This window comes from Mycolicibacterium austroafricanum, from assembly GCF_000612725.1.
Taxonomy (GTDB): Bacteria; Actinomycetota; Actinomycetes; order Mycobacteriales; family Mycobacteriaceae; genus Mycobacterium; species Mycobacterium austroafricanum.
In genome coordinates this window covers 1-23,438 of the sequence record NZ_HG964456.1, presented here as the reverse complement: position 1 = coordinate 23,438, position 23,438 = coordinate 1, and the positions used below count along the sequence as shown (strand labels likewise).

At 64.6% G+C, this 23,438-nt stretch carries 20 protein-coding genes and 2 pseudogenes; 11 read left to right on the top strand and 11 right to left on the bottom strand.

Features of this window, described 5'->3' with window-relative positions; translation table 11 throughout:
* Positions 1-639: 639 nt before the first annotated feature.
* The 4 genes from BN976_RS22690 to ctaD form a co-directional block, all read right to left on the bottom strand.
* Positions 640-2,826, bottom strand: a complete 2,187-nt coding sequence (locus BN976_RS22690) for an acetyltransferase SucT (protein WP_036374372.1) — start codon at positions 2,824-2,826, stop codon at positions 640-642.
* A gap of 103 nt (positions 2,827-2,929) precedes the next feature.
* The gene (gene ccsB / locus BN976_RS22685) at positions 2,930-3,910 is read right to left on the bottom strand and encodes a c-type cytochrome biogenesis protein CcsB (RefSeq protein WP_011767868.1); all 981 of its coding nucleotides are present in this window, start codon (positions 3,908-3,910) and stop codon (positions 2,930-2,932) included.
* A gap of 169 nt (positions 3,911-4,079) precedes the next feature.
* The gene (locus tag BN976_RS22680) at positions 4,080-4,574 is read right to left on the bottom strand and encodes a hypothetical protein (protein WP_011780882.1); all 495 of its coding nucleotides are present in this window, start codon (positions 4,572-4,574) and stop codon (positions 4,080-4,082) included.
* Between the two features lie 150 nt (positions 4,575-4,724).
* On the bottom strand, positions 4,725-6,470 hold the full coding sequence (gene ctaD / locus BN976_RS22675; protein WP_011780883.1) for an aa3-type cytochrome oxidase subunit I: 1,746 nt from the start codon (positions 6,468-6,470) through the stop codon (positions 4,725-4,727).
* Positions 6,471-6,981: 511 nt separating this feature from the next.
* Between ctaD and BN976_RS22670 the strand changes: the two genes are divergently transcribed.
* From BN976_RS22670 to BN976_RS22660, 3 genes are all read left to right on the top strand, one after another.
* Positions 6,982-8,004 (top strand): M23 family metallopeptidase, encoded by a 1,023-nt coding sequence (locus BN976_RS22670; RefSeq protein WP_011780884.1) that lies wholly within the window; start codon positions 6,982-6,984, stop codon positions 8,002-8,004.
* 176 nt (positions 8,005-8,180) lie between these two features.
* A complete protein-coding gene (locus BN976_RS22665) occupies positions 8,181-8,564 on the top strand; it encodes a BlaI/MecI/CopY family transcriptional regulator (protein ID WP_036374872.1) in 384 nt (127 codons plus the stop codon).
* The gene (locus BN976_RS22660) at positions 8,561-9,505 is read left to right on the top strand and encodes a M56 family metallopeptidase (protein ID WP_011780886.1); all 945 of its coding nucleotides are present in this window, start codon (positions 8,561-8,563) and stop codon (positions 9,503-9,505) included. Before BN976_RS22665 ends, BN976_RS22660 begins: the two co-directional genes overlap by 4 nt.
* Before the next feature lie 118 nt (positions 9,506-9,623).
* Here BN976_RS22660 and BN976_RS33640 read toward each other — a convergent pair whose 3' ends face one another.
* Positions 9,624-9,827, bottom strand: coding sequence for a hypothetical protein (locus BN976_RS33640; RefSeq protein ID WP_145977981.1), 204 nt, complete (start codon positions 9,825-9,827; stop codon positions 9,624-9,626).
* Between the two features lie 164 nt (positions 9,828-9,991).
* Here BN976_RS33640 and BN976_RS22655 point away from each other — a divergent pair, with 164 nt between their 5' ends.
* Positions 9,992-10,630: a DUF305 domain-containing protein gene (locus BN976_RS22655; RefSeq protein WP_011780887.1), complete on the top strand. Its 639-nt coding sequence runs from the start codon at positions 9,992-9,994 to the stop codon at positions 10,628-10,630.
* 66 nt (positions 10,631-10,696) lie between these two features.
* Here BN976_RS22655 and BN976_RS22650 read toward each other — a convergent pair whose 3' ends face one another.
* The 4 genes from BN976_RS22650 to ctaE all read right to left on the bottom strand — a co-directional run bounded on the left by BN976_RS22650 (position 10,697) and on the right by ctaE (position 13,709).
* Entirely contained in the window at positions 10,697-11,692 is a 996-nt protein-coding gene (locus tag BN976_RS22650) for a cytochrome c oxidase assembly protein (protein WP_036374369.1), read from the bottom strand.
* Positions 11,693-11,777: 85 nt separating this feature from the next.
* Positions 11,778-12,434: a TlpA disulfide reductase family protein gene (locus tag BN976_RS22645; protein ID WP_011780889.1), complete on the bottom strand. Its 657-nt coding sequence runs from the start codon at positions 12,432-12,434 to the stop codon at positions 11,778-11,780.
* A 325-nt stretch (positions 12,435-12,759) separates the two neighbouring features.
* Positions 12,760-13,032, bottom strand: a complete 273-nt coding sequence (locus BN976_RS22640) for a hypothetical protein (protein WP_234714147.1) — start codon at positions 13,030-13,032, stop codon at positions 12,760-12,762.
* Positions 13,033-13,115: 83 nt separating this feature from the next.
* On the bottom strand, positions 13,116-13,709 hold the full coding sequence (gene ctaE, locus BN976_RS22635) for an aa3-type cytochrome oxidase subunit III (RefSeq protein ID WP_011767858.1): 594 nt from the start codon (positions 13,707-13,709) through the stop codon (positions 13,116-13,118).
* A gap of 294 nt (positions 13,710-14,003) precedes the next feature.
* On the opposite strand from ctaE, the gene ripC reads away from it, so the two are divergent.
* The 7 genes and pseudogenes from ripC (at position 14,004) to BN976_RS22605 (ending at position 21,470) form a co-directional block, all read left to right on the top strand.
* Positions 14,004-15,095, top strand: a complete 1,092-nt coding sequence (ripC, locus tag BN976_RS22630; RefSeq protein ID WP_220096305.1) for a peptidoglycan hydrolase RipC — start codon at positions 14,004-14,006, stop codon at positions 15,093-15,095.
* A gap of 143 nt (positions 15,096-15,238) precedes the next feature.
* Positions 15,239-15,859 carry a copper resistance CopC family protein gene (locus BN976_RS32830; protein WP_308212982.1) on the top strand — a complete coding sequence of 207 codons (621 nt, stop codon included), beginning with the start codon at positions 15,239-15,241 and terminating at the stop codon, positions 15,857-15,859.
* A gap of 15 nt (positions 15,860-15,874) precedes the next feature.
* A pseudogene (locus BN976_RS34475) lies at positions 15,875-16,301 on the top strand (hypothetical protein); the annotation flags it as partial.
* Between the two features lie 109 nt (positions 16,302-16,410).
* Positions 16,411-17,184: a CPBP family intramembrane glutamic endopeptidase gene (locus BN976_RS22620; protein WP_011780893.1), complete on the top strand. Its 774-nt coding sequence runs from the start codon at positions 16,411-16,413 to the stop codon at positions 17,182-17,184.
* Positions 17,185-17,751: 567 nt separating this feature from the next.
* Positions 17,752-18,480 carry a lytic transglycosylase domain-containing protein gene (locus BN976_RS22615; RefSeq protein ID WP_011780894.1) on the top strand — a complete coding sequence of 243 codons (729 nt, stop codon included), beginning with the start codon at positions 17,752-17,754 and terminating at the stop codon, positions 18,478-18,480.
* 194 nt (positions 18,481-18,674) lie between these two features.
* Positions 18,675-19,472, top strand: coding sequence for a CbtA family protein (locus BN976_RS22610; protein WP_036374356.1), 798 nt, complete (start codon positions 18,675-18,677; stop codon positions 19,470-19,472).
* 453 nt (positions 19,473-19,925) lie between these two features.
* Positions 19,926-21,470, top strand: a complete 1,545-nt coding sequence (locus BN976_RS22605) for a fused MFS/spermidine synthase (protein ID WP_011780895.1) — start codon at positions 19,926-19,928, stop codon at positions 21,468-21,470.
* 31 nt (positions 21,471-21,501) lie between these two features.
* On the opposite strand, the gene BN976_RS22600 is transcribed toward BN976_RS22605, so the two are convergent.
* Positions 21,502-22,767 carry a L,D-transpeptidase gene (locus tag BN976_RS22600; RefSeq protein ID WP_011780896.1) on the bottom strand — a complete coding sequence of 422 codons (1,266 nt, stop codon included), beginning with the start codon at positions 22,765-22,767 and terminating at the stop codon, positions 21,502-21,504.
* Between the two features lie 357 nt (positions 22,768-23,124).
* Positions 23,125-23,334 (bottom strand): annotated as a pseudogene (locus tag BN976_RS32820) (integrase core domain-containing protein); the annotation flags it as partial.
* Positions 23,335-23,438 lie beyond the last annotated feature (104 nt).

Here is a 23,438-nt window from a genome sequence, read left to right as displayed (position 1 = left end):
TACACGAATATTGCTGCCGGCGTTGCAAGGCGCTGCCGGGACATCGACGAACGGACGGAGCTGTCTGCTTACCAACGGTGACCAGGGCCTGAGGACATATTCGACGGCCAGTACGCGACGTACTCACCCTGGGGGTCGTAGAAGTGACAGCACCCATCGGGACTGGTCCGCGCGGTCCACCCTCGACACACAGCCCACTGCACGAGAGCAGCGACGACCTCGCCGTTACCGGTGGCGCGTCGGGTTGATTTCACCCTGCCCCGCGGCTCGGTTCTGTATGCCATGCTCAGCCCTTGGGCCTGCCCAACGGCGAGGCCGCTTCCTCTCGTCTTGCGTGGCGGCAACGGAACCCTGAGGGGCTCCCCTCGCCGTCGGACTACCTACGTACCTCCATAGTAGATGCTGGCGGCTTCGTAATGGCTGAAATGCCTTGGAGTACGTGAACCCGCTCTGGAGAAACGACGGCAACCGAGACAGCCCCAACCGCCCCACGTCAGAGCGCCCCATGGTGCGCTCGTCTTGATGGTTATCGCGGGCCGTCGGGCTCGGAGGTCAGCCGTTCAGTTTTTTGAATCATCGGCCTGCACGACGATGCAGTGCTGAGGCTGCCGGCCCCGAGTGCGCGCATCACGACACGAGCTAGGGCCACCATCCCGTCAAAGCGCCAATCCTGCGCCCGAGTTCTGGCGCCATGGACCGCACGTACGTCGCCGACAAGTGATGAGAATCTCGGTAGATCAGGATGTTCCCTTCGGCGGCTCGGCAATAATCGTCTCGACACAGCGCATTACTCATGTCGATCATCCCCATCATCGGGAAACGTTTCGTGAGATCTGCAGCGGGATTGACGTCGTCGAGGACGAGTGCTCGTGGCATGCCACACGTCGTTGCGTCGCCACCGTCGGCCAGACAGTCGCTAGGGAAGAAAGGTTCGCCGTTGCGGACCAGCCACGGTGTATCGCGCATGCCAAGCACCTTCACCCCGCTTTCTGCGAACGCCTGCCAGATCGGCAGGTACACGTCTGGCATGACGTCACCGGGTTGCGCATCCCGTGGTCGTGTCACGGTGGTGAACACGAAATCTGGTCGGTCGGAGACGATCTCGCGCATGGCCGCTTGAACCCAATCGAAGCACTGCGGGTACAGCTCTCCCGACCCCGGAATACGGGGCGCTCGCTCTGCCGATAAGGGGCAGCCCATCTTGAGATAGGTCACGGCCTTGAAGCCGTACAGCCGGCCGAGCAGGTCCAGCGCGGTGATCCAGTGCTCGGCGTGCGAGCCGCCCGCCACCGCGATGGTGCGGGTCGCGGTTTTGGAACCAAAAGCGCACTCGCGCAGACTCGGGTCCGCGAAGTCGCTGATGCAGTTGTCGGTAGTGCTCTGCGGCAGGTCGTCCTTGGCCTCCAGTACCGTCGGCCGCATCGGCAGCTTCGGGACCTTGGCGTGGTCGATCAGCGCTCGTGCACCGGGGTAGTCGCGGGGCGACAGCCCGGCCAGCTCCTCGCCGTTGGCGCGCTGTACCGCGATGTGCTCGCGCCAGGTGACCGACGCCGCCGTCAGCGCCCCGCCCAACAGCGTCACCACCAAGCCCAGCACGATGGTGGGCCTGCGCAGGCGCGTGCCCAGCGGTACGGTGGCCTTCGCCTTTTTCGCCGAGCTGGTCGCACGCAGCCGCAGCGGGTCCTCAATGTAGCGGGTGGTCAGCCAGGCCAGCACCCCGGACACCAGCAGGACGCCCGCCCCCTCGGCCAGGTTGGCCTGTGTATGTCCGCTGTAGGCGAGCCAGAAGATCAGCAGCGGCCAGTGCCACAGGTACAGCGAGTAGGCCATCGCGCCGAGGGAGACGAACGGCTTGGTGGCCAGGAGGCGGTTCGGTAGGGGCATCCGGCCGTTGGTGCGGGCGAGGTGCGGGTCGGCGGCACGGTTGGCGGCGCTCAGAATGAGCAGGATGGTCGCCCCGACCGGGACCAGCGCCCACGGTCCGGGGAACTCCGCGACGCCGTCGATGAACGCGCCACAGGACAGGATCGCGGCCAGTGCGACCACCGAGACGACGGTCCGCAGCCACATCGGCCACCGAACGTGGTGCACCAGCGCGCCCGCCAGCGCCCCGAGCAGTAACTCCCAGGCCCGGGCGAAGCTGTTGTAGTAGGCGGTGGTCTGATCGGCCTGGTGCGCGACGATCGCGTACACGAATGAGGCGGTGGTGAGCGCCGACAGCAGGACGATCAGGAGGACCCGCAGGTGCCTGCCCAAGAGGAGGCCGCGCAGCAGGAAGGCCATGCCGAACACCAGCAGCAGGAACGCGATGTAGAACTGCCCCTGCACCGACATCGACCAAATGTGCTGCAGCGGGCTGACCGCCTCGCCCGCGCGCAGGTAGTTCGATGCCGTGCTCGACAGTTCCCAGTTCTGGTAGTAGCCGAGGCTCGCGAGGCTCTGATCGGCGAACGTCTCCCACCGGGTCTCGGGCTGGACGAGGATCGTCAACCCCGCGCAGGCCGTGAGGACCACCACCAGTGCGGGGAACAGGCGCCGGATCAGACGCCTGACCTCGGGCACGGGTGCCAGGGAGGCAGTCGACGTGAGGGCGGCGCGCAGCAGCCGGCCGCCGAAGAAGAAGCCGGACAGCGCGAGGAACACGTCGACGCCACCGCTGACCCGGCCGAACCACACGTGGAACACCGCGACCAGCGCGATCGCGATGCCGCGCAGGCCGTCGAGGTCGTTGCGGTAGAACCCGGACGTCCCGGTGCCCGTCGAGGCAGGGGCGGGGCACCCGGAATCGGTACGCGGCGCCGTCCGGGGCGGGGCGGAGGTCAGCATGGTCGTCGAGACGACACCGCGGGAGTCTTGAGTTCAGCCGCGGTCATGACGTAGCGAGACGAAACTGGTACGTCGGGTACGTGCGCACGCTTCGGCCTCGACGTCAGCCCACCCCGGCGTAGGAGTGCAACCCAGCAATCACCAGATTGATGAAAAATAGGTTGAAGACCATCGCCACGAAGCCGGCCACGTTGATCCATGCAGCCTTCCTGTCACGCCACCCCGCAGTGGACCGGGCATGCAAGTAGGCCGCGTAGGCAACCCACGCGATGAACGACACCGTCTCCTTGGGGTCCCAACCCCAAAAGCGTCCCCACGTTTCCTCAGCCCAGATCGCGCCGAAGATGACGCCGAATCCGAAGGTCGGGAACGCAAAGATCGTGGTGCGGTAGGCGATCCTGTCCAGAACCTGCGCATCGGGCAACCTGGACATGATGCCCGCGACGTACCCGTTCCTCCCGTCGGCCCGCTGCTCACCATGGATCGACGTCTTGACCAGGAACAGAATGCTCGCCACTCCGGCGACGAGGAACACACCGGAGCCGAGGCTCACCACCGACACATGAATAGGCAACCAATACGACTGCAACGCAGGCATCACGGGCGCGGCGTCGGCATACAGCCACTTGCCCGACACCGCGAGCAGAATCAGCACAGGGATCAGGACGAACACCCACAGCGCGCGAAACTGCGGGCGGCGCAACACGACTGCCGCGGCGACGAGACCGCACAAGCAGGTCAAGTTGATGAACTCGTACATGTTGCCCCAGGGGGCACGCGAGGTGGCCAGGCCGCGCAGCACGATGCACATCAGCAGTAAGACCGCACCCACGAAGACGACGGCTATTCCAGCACGCTCCATACGTTCTGCCCGCGATCGCCGTGACATCACGGCGACGACACCCGGGCTCGCGCTGTCGGGCGCAACCCCCACACGCGCCGCAGACGTCTCGCGTGTCCGACTCCAACCGATCGCGAAAGTCGCCGAAAGAAGCACCAATGCAAGCGTCAGCACGCCCACCGCTGATGCGTAGGCCCAGTCCGAATAGAGCGCCAGAGACTCCCTTGTGCCAACGACGTTCACGTCTGAGTTCTCACGCTGCCATTGAGGACTATCGGCGTAGCGTAGCTAGACCATAACCTCGCTCGTCTGCCTCCGCTCGCCTCGCCTCCCTGCGATCGTCTCGGCGAGTGCGATGTCAATTTACGCCATTCGATCCGGTGTGCGGTCGGCTGTCGCCACCCGTAAACGTTCACTTTGTGCCTAACCCGTCGCATGACGGAGGTTCGGGAGTGTCAAGGAGATATCCGAATCCATTGAGCCGCATATCCTTTCGCAGCGATGGGCTCGGTCGACTAGCTGATAGCCATCTCCTCAACGCGTCGGCTTGTTGCTCCGGGGCGGCATCCGCCACGCCCGCGTCGTCGAGAACGAAGTAACAGAGCGTTGCGTCGCCGTAACGCCCGTCGATCCTGCCCACGTTGACAGTTGCCTTCACGTCGGCCGCCATCACGCGAAGTTCGAGCAGCGACCACTCGGCGTGCGACCCTACATCTGGACGCTGCCGCAACCACTCATGGAACGCCATGTGCAGCTCGGACGGCAGTGGATAACCGCTGCGGGACAAGGCTGTGACCACCACCAGTATGACCGGGCTTGGCTCACCAACGTGTAGCGCCGTGAGCGCCGCCAAACGCTGCGCTTCCGAAAGGCAGGGTTCGGCGGCCTCCCACATCACCTCGGCCATCTCGAAATCTCCCGAATCATGTCGACCGCTTAGGCGATTCACCGACCCGCCGAGGCCTCAACAGCAGCCGCGTCTGCGTCGGGATGCTGGTGCCTCGACAGTGACCGCGCATCAGGCGCTTTCGCATTTCGGCATCATTGCGGAGCCGGTTTAGGTGCGCACTTGAGCGTCGTCGAGGCGCGTGACGTCGCCGTCTTCGGGGCCGCGGGCGCGCCCCACGTGGGCTTCGCGGCGCATCCGTTCCACCATGTGCGGGTAGTGCAGCTCGAACGCCGGACGCTCCGAACGGATCCGGGGCAGCTCGGTGAAGTTGTGCCGTGGCGGCGGGCAACTGGTCGCCCACTCCAGCGAGTTGCCGTACCCCCACGGATCGTCGACGGTGACGACCTCGCCGTAACGCCAGCTCTTGAAGATGTTCCACAGGAACGGCAGCGTCGAGGCACCGAGAATGAATGCACCGATGGTGGACACGATGTTGAGCGTGGTGAAGCCGTCGCTGGGCAGGTAGTCGGCGTAGCGGCGCGGCATGCCCTCGTTGCCCAGCCAGTGCTGCACCAGGAACGTCGTGTGGAAGCCGATGAACGTCAGCCAGAAGTGCAGCTTGCCCAGCCGCTCGTCGAGCAGTCGGCCCGTCATCTTCGGGAACCAGAAATAGATGCCCGCGTAGGTGGCGAACACGATGGTGCCGAACAGCACGTAGTGGAAGTGCGCGATGACGAAGTAGCTGTCGGTGACCTGGAAGTCGATCGGCGGGCTGGCCAGCAGCACACCTGAGAGCCCACCGAGCAGGAACGTGACGATGAACCCGACGGAGAACAGCATCGGTGTCTCGAACGTCAACTGGCCCTTCCACATCGTGCCGATCCAGTTGAAGAACTTGATGCCCGTCGGGACCGCGATCAGGAACGTCATGAACGAGAAGAACGGCAGCAGGACCGCACCGGTGGCGTACATGTGGTGGGCCCAGACCGCCACCGACAGCGCCGCGATGCCCAGCGTCGCGTAGATCAGCGTGGTGTAGCCGAAGATCGGCTTGCGGCTGAACACCGGGAAGATCTCGCTGACGATGCCGAAGAACGGCAACGCGATGATGTACACCTCGGGGTGGCCGAAGAACCAGAACAGGTGCTGCCACAGCAACACACCGCCGTTCGCCGGGTCGTACACGTGTGCGCCGAGGTGGCGGTCGGCGGCCAACGCGAACAGCGCCGCGGTCAGCAGCGGAAACGCCAGCAGCACCAGGATCGACGTCACCAGGATGTTCCAGGTGAAGATCGGCATCCGGAACATCGTCATGCCCGGCGCACGCATACACACCACGGTGGTGATCATGTTGACCGCGCCTAGAATCGTGCCCAGCCCGCCGACGATCAGGCCGAGAATCCAGAGGTCGGCGCCGGCGCCTGGTGAATTGATCGCACTAGACAAGGGTGTGTAGGCGGTCCAGCCGAAATCCGCGGCACCGCCCGGGGTGATGAAACCGGCGGTGGCGATCAGTGCACCGAACAGGAACAGCCAGAACGAGAATGCGTTCAGTCGCGGGAACGCGACATCGGGCGCGCCGATCTGCAGCGGCAGCACCAGGTTCGCGAAGCCGAACACGATCGGCGTCGCGTAGAACAGCAGCATCACCGTGCCGTGCATGGTGAACAGCTGGTTGTACTGCTCATTGGACAGGAACTGCAGCCCCGGCACCGCCAATTCGGTGCGGATGAACAGCGCCATCAACCCACCGATGAGGAAGAACGCGAAACACGCAACGCAATACATCATCCCGATCAACTTGTGATCGGTGGTCGTGATCAACCGGTAGATCAGGTTGCCTTTGGGGCCCATCCGGGCCGGAAAAGGACGGCGTGCCTCAAGTTCCCCGACCGATGGCGCATCGGCGACCATTAAAACCCTTCCGCCACGGGCTCGGACCGCGTTCCCACTATCTACTGACTAGATACGTAGGTTATCCTACTGCGTAGCTTAGTACTAACTTGCGTAGTTGAAAAATTCTGGATCCGTCAGTGAGCCACATCGCCCGGTGACGGGTGTCCTGCCGGGGCGGGTGCCGAGCACTCGCACCCGCTCCGGCTCAGCACTCTTGGGGCCACCCCCGGTGCGTCAGGCGTTGCCGGGTCTCGCGGCGGCGTGGTAGCTGTTTCGAGGTGGTCACCGAACGACGCCCGGCCCAGACGGTGGCCCTCACATTACGTTCTACTACGTACGTACCGAGTCGAAAGACCGTTCACGTTGTTGCGGGTTCGGTGATCAAACCGATTGTTTACCAAACTAATCCGCGAAACGCGATGTTGGGCTGGGCGTTCATCGACGGTCGACGGCTTGCCCAATCGCGGGCGTTCGGTTAGCGTCTCGCCAACCAGATAACGAATCGGTAACGGCAAAGGATCGTCTCGAATTGGTGCATCACCGGATCGCGCGACCAGATGCGGCGGCCGATCGTGGGGCCACCGACGTCACCGAGATCATCGCCTTCGGCGAGTTCGGCGCGTTGATGGATATGGCCAGTTGTCGCAGCGATCCGTTCGCCATCGACTTCGAGGTGTTGAGCGCACCTGAACTCGACGATCTCAACGATTTGGCTGATGAGTCGCCCCGGCTGCTGCTCGCACCGACAGGTTCGACGAACACAGCGCCGCCGACCGTGCCGATTCACGTCGGCGGGGCACATCTTCGGGAATGCCCACGGCCGTCTCGCCGGGCGCTTTCGGGTAGTAACGTCCGCGCCTCTGGCGGGGCGCATCGAAAGACCCCTGAGGCCGCCGGCGCGGCGCACAGCAGGCTGGTCATCACGGCCATCGCCGTCGGCGCGATCGCCGCCGCAGCGAACGCAGCCGACGACGCCACCGAGGCGCAGCAGCCGGTTTTGGTCGCCGACACTGCGGCGTCCCCGGCCGCCCTCCCCGGCCCCTCGGGGATGCAGATCGTCCCAGTGGCGAACAGCTTTGATGCCGGGATCCATCGACAGGAATTGGCCAACGGCACGGCCTACGCGCAGGAGCGGGCACAGCGCGAGGCGCGGCTTCGGCGCCCACAGTTCGCTTTTCCTTCCCGAGGCATCTTGACTTCGGGCTTTGGAGCCCGGTGGGGCACCCTGCACGCCGGACTCGACATCGCCAACGCCGTCGGCACTCCGATCTACGCCGCATCCGACGGCGAGGTCATAGCCTCCGGTCCGACACCGGGTTTCGGCATGTGGGTCAAGATTCGTGCCGCGGACGGCACGGTGACGCTCTACGGGCACATCGACACCACCAATGTGCAAACCGGCCAGCGGGTGATGGCCGGCGACCAGATCGCCACCATGGGCAACCGAGGCAACTCGACAGGACCGCATCTGCACTTCGAGGTGCATCTCAATGGAACTGACAAGATCGACCCGATGGCGTGGTTGGGGGAACGGGGCATCCCCAACGACTAGGGCCGCTGCCCGACCGGCGCCACAATGCGAGCACAGTCAGCTACTGACGTCCTCAGTACATGGCCGAGGCCGGCTGGCCGCTACGCGATCGCAGTCGGCGCAGTGCGTCCGACTCCAGCACCGGCACGCCGGTCGACACCGTAAGCTACCTACTGACCAATTCAGGAGGTTCGATCATGGCGCGGGTGCGTGGCTTCGGAGAACTCGAGGCGTCGATCATGGATCGCCTCTGGAATCGTGACCCCGACGCCGACACCACGGTCAGGGACATCTTCGACGAGTTGAACACCGAACGGCACATCGCGTACACCACAGTGATGTCGACGATGGACAACTTGCACGGCAAGGGTTGGCTGTCGCGTGAACGCGACGGCAAGGCGTATCGCTACCGGCCGACCCTGACTCGCGAGGAGCACAGTGCACGACTCATGCTGGAGGCACTGAGCGGCGGCGGTCGATCGGAGGCGGTTCTGAGTCATTTCGTGGCGCAAATAGACGCGGAGGAATCCGCTGACTTGCGTGCTGCGCTGCGGCGCCTGGCCCGCAAGTCGCGCCGATGACCGTCGCGGCGGCGTTGCTGCTCTACGTCGCGGCGGTCCTGGCGATCGGACCGAAGCTGCTGGTTCATATCACCGCCGACGGCGGGGCTCCGCGCCTGGCGATAGCCGCGTGGATCACCGCTGTCGTGACGGTGCTCGGCTGCTCGGTTGCCGCCGTCGCGCTGCTGCTCGTCGAGGCCGCTGGGCATTGGGACAGCCCCGACGCGCTGCTCGTCACGTGCCTGGAACGTCTCGGCGCGATTCTCGTGGGCCACGCCGGGTGGCCGGCCCGAATCGTCGCGACCGTCGCAGTGGCCATTGCAGTCGGCAGTCTGATCGCCGTCGTCTGTCGAATCGGCCGCGCTCTGGGCCGCATGCGCACCCACACCTTCGCGCACGCCGACGCCGTGCGCCTGGTGGGCAGGTCGTACGGCAGCGACGTTGTGGTCATCGAGGCATCCGAGCCTGCGGCGTATTGCGTGGCGGGGCGCCCACCGGCGATCGTGGTGACGACCGCGGCTATGGCCGCGCTCGATGAAAACCAATTGGCGGCCGTCGTCGCCCACGAGCGTGCTCACCTCGACGGGCGGCACGCCTACATCGTCGCCGCGGCGCGCGGCCTGACCACCGCGCTGCCCACATGCGGGCTCTTCGCGAGCGCTGCCAGCCACATCAGTTCTCTGTTGGAGATGTGCGCCGACGATGCGGCCGCTCGTCACCACGGCCGTCAGCCGCTGCTCGCGGGCTTGTTAACCCTCTCGGGCGCCACCACCCCGGCTCACGGTCTGGCCGCCGCCGGTATCGCGGTGCTCGCCCGTGCAGAGCGGTTATCGAAGCCACCACGACGCTTCGCCCGCATCCAGACCCAAGTCACGCTCAGCGGCGCAGTAGCGGCGATGGCCGCCACACCCTTGGCGATCGTCACTCTGTCGCTATCGGGCGTACTGATCTGCTTCGCGTGAGCGGCTCACCGAGCTCAACGACTTCCCGACATTCTTGGCCCATCCCAAATACAGTGCTGCACGGCACCATTGCGCCGGAAATGCGGCTACGGCAGGGTCGTGGTGCTTCCGCGGCTGGCTAGAAATGCGGGAGGCCGGCCAGGCCCGCGAGGTGAGCGGCCGCCGGGTCGGCCACCAGCAAGGCCAACACCGCCAACCCCAGGGCCAGCAGTAGCGCCGTCACGATACATCGGCGAGCCAGTCGACCCCTCAGCGGCTCGCGGCGCTCCTGGTTCCAACTCGCCCGCGGTCCGTGGCAGGACACGGCCAGTGCGCTCTTCACGCCACCAATCTACTATGTCAATACGTATGTGACCATCCGTTCACGGTCACCCGATACGAGGTGCGGCGATGGTTCACGAACACGGTGCAGGCGGGCCTCCCAGCCCGCGCCTACGGGAACGATCGTCGCCTTCCCGGAGATGCGGCGACGCTGAGATAGGCTGCGTGCGCGCCGATCTCACTACCGCCACCGGCCGCCGGGTTCGCGGAGTATGTGCGGTACTCGGAGTTGTAATCACGATTCCCCTCGCGGGATGCGGCGATGCCGAAGGTGGTTCGTCGCCGGGTCTATCCAGCGGCGCGGTTGCCATCACCGAACAGGCGCACACTCGGTTCGACGTGTTGTTCGCCCGCGACATCATCGATCACAGCGCTCAAGCTGTTGCACTGAGCAACCAGACCATCGGCAAACAGGGTGTCCCAACCGAAATCAGCGACATCGCCAGACGAATCAGCGCGAACAGCACCACCCATGTCAATGAGCTGCAGGCGCTTCTGCTGGATTGGGGATTCGCCCCCATGACCGTCGGGTCCCGTCCTCCGGCAGCCGCACCCAGCGTCGCCGTTGGGCCGGGTGAACATCCCCTCGCGGTCGATGCCGACGTCGGTCGCTTGACCAACGCGACCGGGGTGGGTGCGGCGGGCGTGTATCTCGAACTGATGATCAGGCAGCACCGTTTCACCATCTCGGTCGCGCGTGATGAACTTCAGTCAGGGTCGAATCCTGGGGCGATCGCGATCGCCCGGTCGCTCATCGAAAGCCAGCAATTCGAGATTTCCGTCATGGAGACCCTGCAGCGCTGACGAGTGTCGCTGCGACAACCTCGGTCATGGCGCCGGGATGATGGCTGGCGCGTTGTCACCACGGCGTCAGTCGTGCTCGTTGGCGGTGCTCGGCAAGTCAGTAGGTGGTCGCCGCTGTTGGTGCAGTCCGCGCAGAAACGCGTTGTAGGCAGCCAGTTCCGCGTCGTCGCGTTCGACGTCGGCCTCCCTTTTCTTCGACTCCGACTCCTCGTCACGGCGCCACCGGATGGCGAAGATCACTGTAGTCAGCAGCGCGACGGGCTCGCCGTAGGACCACGCCAAGGCGCCGGCGACCCCCTGGTCGGCGACGGGGTCGACGTTCCAGTCCGGCGGAGGTTGGGAGAAGGTCTCGGTGAGCGTCCGCGGTGCCATCATCAAGATGACGCCGATGAAGACGTGCAACGGCATTTCGACGAAGATGTCGAAGAAGCGGCCCAGGTTGCTCTGCCGGACCGGCAAGGGACCGGTCGACAGGATCGGCAGGATGAACAATAGGCCGCTGGCGAGGAAGAACACCTGCAGTGTGACGTGTCCGGCCACGCTGGCCGCCGCCGCGTCGAAGAGATCGGAAAGGTACAGGCCGTAGTAGCTCAACAGGAACACCGGAATGGTGAAGCCGGGGTGCAGCACGATCCTGCTCGCCCGGCAGCGCAGTCCGCCCAGCGCGGAGATCATGACGTAGCGTCCGAGTCCACGATGGGGCGTGGACCTGAGTAGCAGCCGGCCGGGCGCACCCAGCACGAGCAGCGGCGGAACAAGAATCGACAGCGTGAGATGCTGGAACATGAAGGCACTGAACAGTCGGTAGCCGTAGCCGTCGATGGCCAGGCCCGTCACCGCCGCCAAGGCGATACAGCCGGCCAGGAAGCTCGCCGTGCGCGTCCAGGCCCACTGGCGGCCACGGGATCTGACGACTCGAACGGCGAGCAGGTACCACACCGCCAAAACAATTGCCAATACCGGCAGTATCGGAACCGGTGGCGGTAACCAACCGAGCATCGCCCATAGCGACGGCGGTGAGGTGGGGAGCACCACCTGACCGATCACGGGGCAGCCCACCATCGCGTCGCAGCGTTGCGCCCGAGTGTCGGCCGCGCCCCGCGGCGACGTGCAGCCGGGGCGGGGTCGCCATTCATCGCGGGGGGCCTCAGCCGGTTGCGGTCTCGGCGGCAAGGCGACGGACCACCGGTTCGAGATCCTCGGCGAGCAGCGCCCGCAGGAACACCGCGGCGACGCGATGCGACCGGTCCAAGACGATGGTGGACGGGATAACGGTGGTGGGATACCTCGCGCCCAAGGCGATCATCGTGCGCATCGGTGGGTCGTAGATCGACGGGAAGGTGACGTTGCGATCGACGATGAAGTCAACCGCAGCTTGGCGATTGTTATCGCGAACGTCGATGCCCAGGAAGGCGACTCCCTCATTCCGGGTCGCGTCGTACACCCTTTGCAATTCCGGCATCTCGGTGCGACAGGGGCCGCACCACTGACCCCACACGTTGATCACCACCACCTGCTCGGCGAAGTCATCAAGTGACAACGTGCGGTTGGGGTCCATCAGGTCGGGTCCGCGTATCGGCCCCGGGCGACCACGACTCTGCGGCGGATCGTAGAAGATGTCGACCTGCCCGCCCGGCGATATGAACTCGAACGTGCCACCCTGCGCGACGGCGTCATCTCCGCTGGAGCACCCAGACACCGCGGCGCCGAACAGTACCGCGCTCAGACCCGCGGCGATGCCACGCCGTATCACCAGTAACCAACGTGTCGGGGGTCGCCGCCGTCGCCAACGCTCAATGCCCATGTCCAGCCTCGCCGGCGACGTTCGGGGCGCATCGGTGAGTCGAAGAGTCATTTCAAGTGCCACTTACCCGGAGCTTTCTGCGGTACGGAACGCCGGCTTGAAGACGCGCGACGTATTGCGTGACCTGTGGCATCGACCCGACGACCTCCTTGACTGGACGTTCGGCGCCGGCGCCGCGGCTGCTCGGGCGAGCAACGGCGGCGGCCCTGCAGCCAGAGAGCCGGGTCCGCACGGCACGTTCTACGTAGATACTACGTAGAATGTAGCGCAACGACGTAACCGCGGAAACGGGACGACATCGATGAGGCGCCACTCGCCGTGCAGTTCACGGGCCCCGGCTGAGGTGATGGCGTACGGGTTTGCCCGCTCTCAACATGGCGGCGGCGATCGCGATCAATCCCGCGACGGCGCCCGCCAGGATCCACAGCGCCGGGTTCGCGACTTCGGGTTGTTGGCCGGTGTGCGTGTCGTCGTAGGAGTGTTTGGTGGGCGTCGGGCCGGCGGGGCGTGGTGGGGCTGTCGAGGTGGCCTGCGCAGACGTCGGCCCGGCGGCGACAGTCGAGGCGACGGTCGAGGCGAGTCCCACGACGGTAGCCACGACTGCGACGACAATGGCCGCCTGCGCGAGCCACCTTCCGGCCTGCGGGGGTCGTCGACACCACCTGCGCGGCGTGCCCCCGTTCATCTCACGAAGTAGATAGTGGCAAAGAGCGCGATCCACACGATATCGACGAAGTGCCAGTAATAGGACACCACGATGGCGGCCGTCGCTTGGGCAGGGGTGAACTTACTCATGCGCGTGCGGATGAGCAGCAGGATGAAGGCGACGAGACCGCCGATCACGTGCAACCCGTGGAAACCCGTGGTGAGGTAGAAGACCGACCCGTACGCGCTGCCGGCGATCGTGGTTCCCTCACGCACCAGGCTGAGGTACTCGTATCCCTGGCCGAGCACGAAGAACAATCCCATGACGAAGGTGACGACGTACCACCGGCGCAGGCCGAACACGTCGCCGCGTTCGGCGGCGAAGACACCCATCTGGCAAGTGAACGACGACGCGATGAGGACCAAGGTCACCGGCACCGCGAGCGCGAGGTTCAGCTCGGTGGGCGGCGGCGGCCACTCGTCGGCCTGGGCACGAGCGGTGAAGTACATCGCGAACAGACCGGCGAAGAACATCAACTCACTGGACAACCACACGATTGTCCCCACGGCGACCATGTTGGGCCGATTCAGGGAATGAACCCGTGCCGTGATGGCGGTGCCACTTGTCATGTCGTCCCTCGTCAAGCCAAGTCCGCAGACGGTCTACTGAGTCGCTACCTACTATCTCACATAGTAGTTGCACGATAGTTTCGGCGTTGGGTGCCGTGGTGCGATTCGACCGGAACATTCAGCGGGAGTGCGTTTTTGAGCCGCGCCTGGTGCGACGGAGCACGCGCGAGGGGCGCGTAAGGCCGATGAGCATCGCCGTGGGCGTGGACATTGACCGCGGTTACTCGTAATCTTTCCGTGACCTACGTAGCTAGACCATAGATGTCCCTGCGGTGTAAGGACTGTGTTTTGAGGATGAACCGCCCTGCCGCGGTATGCCGATCTGCGGGTGCTCTCGTCGTGGCGATCGTGCTGGCACTGACTCTCGGCAACTCGGCGGGCATTGGGTGGGCCGACCCGGCTGCCGACGCCTTGGCTCGATTGACGGAGCTCTCTCGAGAGGCCGAGCAGACCACGGAAGCGGTGTATTCAGCCGAGCTGGACCTCGAGGCGAAACTCGCGGCGCAGCGCAGGGCCGAGGATCGTCAACGCGCCGAACTCGAGGCGATGACCGCGGCGCGAGCCGACCTCGGCGAGTATCAGGCAGCTGTGAACCAGGTGGCGGCCGCGTCGTACATGGGTGGTTCGACCAGCACGATCAGCGCGGCGCTGACCGCGGAGTCTCCGCAACGCCTGCTCGACGAACTCTCGTCGAGCAGGGTGATGGCCACTCAGATGTCGGACCGCATCAAGGCCTTTCGCGCCGCGTCGACCCGTGCCGACGACGCAGCGCGCGCCGCGCAGTCGTCGGCGCTGGCAGCTCGTACTGCCGCGGAGCAGGCGTCAGCGGTCCGCGCAAGCCTGCAATCGAAGCAGAGTCGGCTGCGAACACAGATCGCCGAAGTAGAGGCGCTATATCGCGCACTGACTCCCGATCAACGCGCAGCGCTTGCCGATCCTGGGCCGGTGCCGCCCGCGCCGCCGGTCCCGCCAGCGGCCAACCCGGCCATCATGGCGATGCCCGAGGCGATACCGCCGGTGGGGCCCGGTCCGTCCAGCTCACCCGAGGGGGCCGCGGTCGTGCAGGCGGCGTTGACCCGTGTGGGTGCGCCCTATTCGTGGGGTGCGACAGGACCAGACGCCTTCGACTGCTCGGGGCTCATCAAGTGGGCCTTTCTGCAGAACGGCAAATCGCTCCCGCGGTCGAGTCAGGCGCTCGCGGCGGGCGGACAACCCGTGGCGACGACCGAGGTACAGCCCGGCGACATAGTGACCTTCTACTCGGACGCCTCACACGCGGGTATCTACATCGGCGATGGGAACATGGTGCACGCCTCGACGTACGGCACTCCGGTGAAGGTGGCGCCGATCTCGTCGGCGCCGATCTACAACGTGCGCCGCTACTAGCCAGCTACCGTAGCGTTGCCCGCTTTCCACGGTTTGCAGGGAATGTTCCAGTCGCCGAGTCCGTCGGTACCGGACAGGGTGGCGTGTTGGCGCGGCGGACGCGAAGCTCAAGGAGGACTGTGAGACTGGCCACGCGCGCCGTCATGACCACACTCATGGCGCTGGCCTTCTGGCTGTCCGGAGTCGGGGTTGCTGCCGCGCACACCTCACTCGTTGGTTCTGACCCGGCCAAGGACGCGAGCGTAGCGTCCCCATTGACCGCCGTCGTGCTGAACTTCTCCGAGGAGATCAATCCAGCGTTCGCTGACGTCGCCGTCACCAGCGCCGATGGTCGTAACTGGGTGTCGGGCTCGGCAAGCGTCGAAGGGCCGCGCCTCACGCTCGCCGTCGGGCCCGAACGACTCACAAACGGCCTATACACCGTCAGCTACCGCGTGGTCTCAGCAGATGGCCACCCCGTCTCCGGGTCATACACCTTCACCATCGCCGGCGTCCCCGAACAGCCTTCACCCACAACCGCGCCAGCCCGTGCAGCACCCAGCACCGCTGAGCCCTCTCCCCCGGCGCCCGCGGCGAAAGCAGGTTCAGACACCAAGGCGTCTGTACTCACAGCAGCCGGCGCCGGTCTGGCGCTCGGAGGTCTGATCGCGTTCTGGCAAAGTAGGCGACACCGCCGGAAGAACGCAGCAGAACACCCCGGATCTGAACCTGGGTCCTCACTTAGAGGGCAAGACACATCGCCTCCGTCCGATCGGAGAGACTGACCTCGTAAAGTCGAGCTGGACAACGACCGCGGGCAGATCGTCGACAATCTCGACAAAAGAGGCGCCGGCCACTACGTGTCCCACCAAGCCGATCCCCGTGGCCGGCGACTGGAATAGCCGGCTGCGTGTGCACGACGGTGAAACCTCACCGCCGTACTCATCTATCTGGCGGGCGACCCCGGAATCGGCGCCCAGGAAATCCTCGCCGAGGCGGAGTTCACTCGCCCAATCCTCGCTGAGATCACCATCCTCCAACGCGAGCGCAGCCCCGACATCCCGCAGTCGCTCTGGCTTATCGGTTGCCTGATCGTCCTGGCCTGCACGGTAGCGTGATCTCGCCGGAATCACCTGGGGCGGTGGCCGCATAAACACCCGCCCAGGAGAAGCCAACAGACCCGTGAACCGTCGGCACGAACCTGACACCGCGCCAGTGATGTCCTGATACGGGTACGCGCAATCAAGAAACGAGGCGCCCCAGACGATCCGGGCGCTGACCGCTGCCCTTGCTCGACAGGTTATGCGACAAGCAGGTCTGGACCCGGCAGGCTACCGTGGCTTCAGTGAATGCCCCCGACGCCCTAACGGACGACCAGCGGCGGCCGCTGCAGATCGAGATCGTCGTTGTGTTGATGGTGACGTTCGCTCTGAGCGCCTATACCGCGATCCTGGATCTGATCGACGCGGTGTTGCTTGGCCTGGCGGGGCAGACCGTAGCGCTCAACCCGCGCCGCTCCTCGTTCGACCTCATCGATCTCGGCCTTAATCTTGCGACCGTGTTCCAATTGGTCGCTTGGGGCTTTCTCGCGGTATACCTATTGTGGCGCAGTGGATTTGGCCCGGGAGCAATCGGGTTGGGCCGACCACGGTACCGGCTCGACCTGCTCGGTGGCATCGGGCTCGCGGCCCTCATCGGGCTGCCCGGCCTGGCGCTGTACGTCACCGCCCGCGCATTGGGTCTGAGCGCATCGGTAGTGCCCTCGGAACTGAACGACACGTGGTGGCGCATCCCCATCCTCATTTTGGTGTCGTTCGCCAACGCCTGGGCCGAAGAGATCATCGTGGTGGGTTTTCTGCTCACCCGGCTGCACCAACTGCGGGTCCGCCCGGTCACCGCGCTGGTGCTGTCAAGCCTTTTACGCGGCACCTACCACCTGTATCAAGGCTTCAGCGCCGGGCTGGGCAACGTCGTGATGGGTCTTGTATTCGGCTACACGTGGCAGCGCACCGGTCGGCTGTGGCCACTGATCATCGCCCACGGGGTCATCAACACGGTGGCCTACGTCGGCTATGCCCTGGTCGCGGATCGACTGAACTGGCTGTACTAAGTTCACCTGCAACACCCTCCTGGGACCCCAGCCCAGACCGACCACCGGCAGCGCGGGCCTCGGGCCCCGGCCCAGGGCTGGCAATCACCAAACGCCATGGTGAAACCCCACGGCAGATCCTTCACCGCCGGCAGTGATGAAGGGCACCGGCGAGGCCTCCACCGTCACGCTGCCGCGGTCTAGACGGGCCGAGGTCGCCATTAATACCGATCCGAGCCGACGGGCTCATTGCCTACGTAGCCGTTGCCGCTCAATAACATTGGCGTCCTGATGCGGACACGAGCTCGAAGGACCGCGTCGGCTCAGAGGACTGCAGGAAGGCCTTGCATGGTCGTGATCTCCCGCTGCGTAGCCCCGATCGATCGCGCCAGCGCGATCGCGCGGGACTAGACATCACACCGTCGAGCTGCGGGCTCTAGTACTCAAGAATCGTGGGTTACCCGCTTGAGGTCGAGCGGTCGATGGGCTCTGCCACCGCTCTGACGTCTGCGCCAACGTCGCGCAAGGTGAACCCAAGGCTCAAACCCCGTGGCACAATGGCGTCGACAAGTAGCTTGAGGGAGTCCAGTGTCGCTGGTGCGTGTCCGGACTGTCGCTGTTGTGGGCGCGACCGCGGTGCTGATGACGTCCAGCTGTTCGTGCCAGATCGGCACTTCGATGCCCGAAGGCATTCCACCGCCCGCGGGCGCGCCGGTGCCCTACATTGACTATCCTGCCCGCGGCAGACCCGCCGACCAGTTGCGTATCTGGGCTGCACAACGGGCTCCGGCGCTCAATATGCCAACCACCGCGTTGGAGGCATATGCCTATGCGGCCAGGGTCGCGCACGTCGAGAACCCCGACTGCCAGCTGGCCTGGACGACGCTGGCGGGGATCGGCATGGTCGAGAGCCGCAACGGCACCTTTCGCGGCGCCACCATCGCCCCGAACGGGGATGTCACTCCTCCGATTCGTGGTGTGCGCCTTGATGGCTCGAACGGCAATATGCGCATCATCGACAGCGGCGGCGGTACGCCCCCCGGTGAGCCCGGATTCGCTCAGGCAATGGGGCCTATGCAGTTCATCCCGGAGACCTGGCGGCTGTATGGGGTCGACGCCAACAACGACGGCATCGTCAGTCCCGACAATGTCGACGATGCTGCGCTGTCGGCCGCCGGCTATCTGTGCAATCGCGGTGGCGACCTGGCGACGCCAAAGGGGTGGATGAAAGCGCTGTGGGCTTACAACCAGTCCGATCCGTACTCCCGCAGCGTGCGAGACTGGGCTACAGCCTATGCCGCCGGCCACTCTCTGTAGCAGCCCGAGGGCGCCGAATCGATGCGCTCGCGCGCATTCTCGACGCATAGATGTATGGCGGCGACGGGTCGCGCATAGGATCGGAGTGCCATCTGATGAGGCATTCGTACGATCCAGTCGGTGGACTGAACCGCTAGTTTGACCCACTCTGCCGACGTTTCCTTGTTATGCCGAAACCGAAAGGGACTAACGAGATGGAGAAGCAGATCATCTGGCGCGGCCTGTTGGCTGGCGCCGCCGCAGGGGTACTGGCATTCGGGTTCGCGCGGATATTCGCTGCGCCCCAGACCGCACGCGCAATCGAGTACGAAGATGGCGTGCGAGCCGCCCGGGAGGCAATGGATTCGCCGGGGGGACACGCCGGCCACGGCGAGAATGTCGACCTGTTTACCCGCACAGTGCAGATGAACATCGGCATGGGACTCGGCCTACTCGCGTTCAGCGTCGCCATTGGCGCCTTGTTCGCGGTGGTGTTCGCCGTAGCCTATGGTCGTGTCGGCGATGTGTCGGCACGACTGCTGTCGCTCTACATCGCGGGCGGCATGCTGTTGAGCTTGTACGTCGTACCCAACCTAAAATATCCCGCCAACCCGCCAGCGTTGAGTCTCGACCAGACCGTCCGTGAGCGCACGCTGCTGTATGTGTTGATGGTGGTGCTGTCGGGGGCGCTCCTGATCGGCGCGGTGGTACTGGCTCGCCGATGGGTGGCCAAGTTGGGTGCCTTTAATGGGGCGTTGGCCGCCGCCGGCGCCTATGCAACGACGATGGCAATCGTCATGTTCGCGCTGCCAACCATCAACGAAACACCGGCACCGCTGCGCGACGCTACAGGCGCGATCGTCTATGAGGGCTTTCCCGCCGATGTCCTCTACTATTTCCGGCTTTACGCGCTCGGCACCCAGGTTGTCATTTATACGACGATCGGCCTCGTGCTCGGCGCGATGATGTCGCGGCTAGTCGCGGAGCGCCAAAAAACGAGCAGCGAACTGTGACGCCCGATACCCCGCCTCGGTGGGCATCCAGCCCTATCCCCTGAGCCAGTTTCGTCAGGTATACAGGTATCTTCTGGTGACCGCGTGTAACGAGCCGGGTCATATGGGTTATGCAAGCGTCCGTCGCTGCCGCGCGGGTTTTGCCGCCGGGAGGCCAGGTCGGCGTAGATCATTCCACGGCCACGGTTCGCTACGCCAAACCGGATTGCGCCGACTCTTGTTACTTCTCAACATGATTCGAAGCCCGCTGACTCGGTTGCTGCCCGGCTTGACGTCGGCAGCAAAAGATCCTCTGCGTGGCATCGCGTCGACATCAGTGCTCCGCCTTCGCCCGTCGATGTCTGCTGCACTCCTTCCCTCTCGCCGCGGCTCGCCGCTACCGCTGGCACTGGTACACCCCCCTTCTCAGTTGTTGTCCGCAGACACTGGCGACGTGCTGCCAGGATTGAGACTGTGACCGGCACCCCTCCTGTACCCGAAGATCATCCGTCATCTCAACCGCTGCCCGGAGTTGGAGCCGGCACCGCCGCGATCCTTGTGTTCACCTCTTCGGCGGCGGTGCTGGTGGTGGAAATCACCGCGCTGCGGTTGCTTGCGCCGTACCTCGGGCTGACCCTGGAGACCAGCACCCTGGTCATCGGAATCGCCTTGGCCGCAATTGCCCTTGGGTCCTGGGCGGGCGGCCGGCTTGCCGACCGCGATGATCCGCGCCGCTGGCTGGGAACATCGCTGGGGGTATCAGGTGTAGTCGTGGCGTTCACGCCTTCCGCCGTCCGCGCGGCGGCCGAATGGGCACCTGCGACGCTGTTGATAGTCGCGACGCTCACGATTCTGGCACCCGGAGCGCTGCTATCGGCGGTGACACCGATGGTGACCAAGCTGCGCCTGATCAAGCTCGCCCAGACCGGCACCATTGTCGGTCAGCTGTCTGGCGTAGGCACCATGGGTGCCATCGCCGGCACCGTGCTTACCGGATTTGTCTTCGTATCGCGGATGCCAGTCAGCGTGATACTCATCGGCCTCGGATCGATACTGGTACTCGGCGGCATCGTTGTGGAGTCGCGCATGCGCCGACGGAACACCTTAAGCGCCATCGTAATAACGCTTGCAACCGTCGGCGCGGGCCTCGCTGGCTATGTCGCACCCGGCGGCTGCGACGTGGAAACCAAATACCATTGCGCCCGCGTCATCGCCGACCCGGAGCGAGACAGCGGCCGAACCCTCATGCTCGATGGCGCGCGCCACTCGTACATAGACCTCCAAGATCCGGCTCTCCTGCAATTCATCTACGTGCGCGCCTTTGCTTCCGTCGTCGACGCATCCTTCCCCTCCAAGAAGGCTTTGGAGGCGTACCACCTTGGTGGGGGCGGCCTCACCTTCCCGCGGTACCTTGCTGCGACGCGGCCAGGAAGCCACAACGTGGTGTCCGAAATCGACGGTGGCGTGGTGCGCATAGACCGAGACGAACTCGGATCGGCTTCCGAGGCTGGCATTGAGGTACGCGTCGAGGACGGTAGACTGGGCCTTGCGCGGCTCGATGACGACAGCCGTGATCTGATCGTCGGCGACGCCTTTGGCGGCGTGAGCGTGCCGTGGCATCTGACGACTGTGGAGTCGCTGACAGACATACGTCGAGTCCTCAAAAAGGACGGTGTGTACGTTGCTAATCTCATCGATTACGGCGAGCTGGCGTTCGCGCGTGCCGAAGTCTCAACACTCACAAAGGTTTTCGACTACGTCATAGTCGCCGGCGAGGCCGGCGACGTCGGCGTCGATACCGCGGCGACACCCGATGGTGGCAACCTGGTCGTGCTCGCTTCCGATCGACCAGTTGACCCGGGCGCGCTTCAGCGCGTTCTGAACACCCGCAAGACCGGGTGGACGATCACTGCCGGCGAAGATCTCCGCAAGTGGATCGGCGACGCGCGAGTTCTGACAGACGACTACGCTCCCGTCGATCAGCTTCTCGATCCCTACCGTCGACAGAGCGGCGAGTGACTTGTCATGCTCGGCCTCGATCGAACACTGATCAGGGACGCAAAGCGCTGCCATTTACCCATTCGTCCCAGGGCACAGACCAATCTCCGTTCTGCCACTGTTCCAGCGGTGCGCCGCCGGTATTGCGGACCTCGACAACATCGCCCGGATTTGCGAACTCGTAATACCACTCGGCGTTTTCCGCGCTCAGATTTAAACAGCCCGCCGACACGTTGGTGTTTCCCTGCGCCGACACCGTCGCTTCGCGCTCATGGAGGTAGATGCCGTCGGGACTGATCCGCACCGCGTGCGGGACGCTGATCTTGTACCCCGACGCCGAATCGACGGGCAATCCGTAGGTCGAGGAGTCCATCAAGACGGGATTCTGTTTCTCCATCACCGTATAAACGCCAGGCTGGGTCCAAAAGGCGATTGTCTTGCCTCCGACAGTCTGCGTCCCGCCCCGGCCCATCGATGTCGGCATCGTGCGGACCAAACGGCCGTTTTCGTACACACTGACCTGTTTGGTCGTGTCATCGGCGACGGCGACACGAGACGGTCCGATCCGGAAACTGACCTGCTTGTCCTGTTCTCCGAATAATCCACCACCCAGATCAGTGCCGTAGAGATCGGCTTTGACCGTTACCTCAGTACCGGAACGAAAATATTCACGGGGCCGCCAGTGCGCCTTGCGATCGTTGACCCACATCCAGGAACCGGCTACGTGGGGCGACGTTTTGACCTGGAGGCGCGATTCGGCCGCAGCTCGGTCCGGGATGTCGGCCTCGAAGGTTGCCACGATCACGGTTCCGACACCGTAGACGGCGCCCTCCGACAGCGACGCTCCGTTAGTCATGCCCAGCCTGACCCCGACCTGGGATTGCGGCGCGACGGTAGAAAACTCCGAAACGGACGTGACGGTGCGGGCGTCAGCGCCCCGGCCCGTGGCGCTGAGCTTGTAGGACCGTCCGTATCCGAGTGGCTCGGCGGGCTCCCAGGCGCGTCCGCCCCCTACCATTCGACCGGCAACGACCCTGCCCTGTTCGTTCTGCATACGCACATCGGTCAGGGTCCCGACAGTCGCGGTCACCTTCACTGCTCCGACAGGGACCACATCGCTTGCGCCTGTGCGGGGGAGGATTTCGATTACGGGAGGCTTGGGTGCGGCCTGCGGCGTCTGCTCAACCTCTACAGCACCGGGCGCAGTCACGGTATTCGACAGCCGAGATTTGAGCGCACTCGTCTGCGATGCCGTCACGAGTACCGCGACAGCCGAGAACACGCTCAGCGCCGCTACCTGTCGGCGTCCAGTCAACACTTTCCTCACCACAATCCGTCGGGTCGCACTCCTGGGTATTACGTACCCACATAGTAGTTGGTGGGCCGACCAGCTGCCGATCCGGCGGGGCGACATAGCAGAAGGGCGGGCGCCCAGATTCAAAGCGACTGACTACCGGTGTTGGTGACATGCGGATTACGTACGTAGGCGGCGACCTACCGCAAATTACGCTCAACCTCTGGCTTAGACGCCAGTGGGACGGCGGCTTCGGCAGCTCGCTCGAAGCAACATTGTGGCGGAATCCCCCGACAAGATTCCGCCACGGTGCTTCGTCGGGATCGGTCCCACCTCACCTGACGAGTCCACATGAGGGGGACCCGTTTGGTGGTCCAGTCGCTATGCGACTTGGGGTTGGTGGGTCGTGGTCCACTGTAGAGCGAACTCCGCTGGGGTAAGTTCGCCGTGGGCGGAGTGGGGTCGGTTGGCGTTGTAATCGCAGCGCCAGTCCTCGATGATCACCCGGGCCTCCAGAAGCGAGTCGAAGCGCCACGAGTTGAGCAGTTCATCACGCAGGCGGCCGTTGAAGGATTCGATCCAGGCGTTCTGCCACTCTTAACCGGCTAATCCGGGTGACTCGGATGGGGGGAACTGCCCATTTCCTCCAGTTTTGCGCCCGGATCGAGCCAGATGCGATATGCACATCTCATGAC

Coding starts and splice junctions, on each gene's coding strand:
- BN976_RS22690 (WP_036374372.1), bottom strand. CDS start 2,826: ATGCTGACCTCCGCCCCGCCCCGGACGGCGCCGCGTACCGATTCCGGG.
- BN976_RS22680 (WP_011780882.1), bottom strand. CDS start 4,574: ATGGCCGAGGTGATGTGGGAGGCCGCCGAACCCTGCCTTTCGGAAGCG.
- ctaD (WP_011780883.1), bottom strand. CDS start 6,470: ATGGTCGCCGATGCGCCATCGGTCGGGGAACTTGAGGCACGCCGTCCT.
- BN976_RS22665 (WP_036374872.1), top strand. CDS start 8,181: ATGGCGCGGGTGCGTGGCTTCGGAGAACTCGAGGCGTCGATCATGGAT.
- BN976_RS22660 (WP_011780886.1), top strand. CDS start 8,561: ATGACCGTCGCGGCGGCGTTGCTGCTCTACGTCGCGGCGGTCCTGGCG.
- BN976_RS22650 (WP_036374369.1), bottom strand. CDS start 11,692: ATGGTGGGCTGCCCCGTGATCGGTCAGGTGGTGCTCCCCACCTCACCG.
- BN976_RS22645 (WP_011780889.1), bottom strand. CDS start 12,434: ATGGGCATTGAGCGTTGGCGACGGCGGCGACCCCCGACACGTTGGTTA.
- ctaE (WP_011767858.1), bottom strand. CDS start 13,709: ATGACAAGTGGCACCGCCATCACGGCACGGGTTCATTCCCTGAATCGG.
- ripC (WP_220096305.1), top strand. CDS start 14,004: ATGAACCGCCCTGCCGCGGTATGCCGATCTGCGGGTGCTCTCGTCGTG.
- BN976_RS32830 (WP_308212982.1), top strand. CDS start 15,239: ATGACCACACTCATGGCGCTGGCCTTCTGGCTGTCCGGAGTCGGGGTT.
- BN976_RS22610 (WP_036374356.1), top strand. CDS start 18,675: ATGGAGAAGCAGATCATCTGGCGCGGCCTGTTGGCTGGCGCCGCCGCA.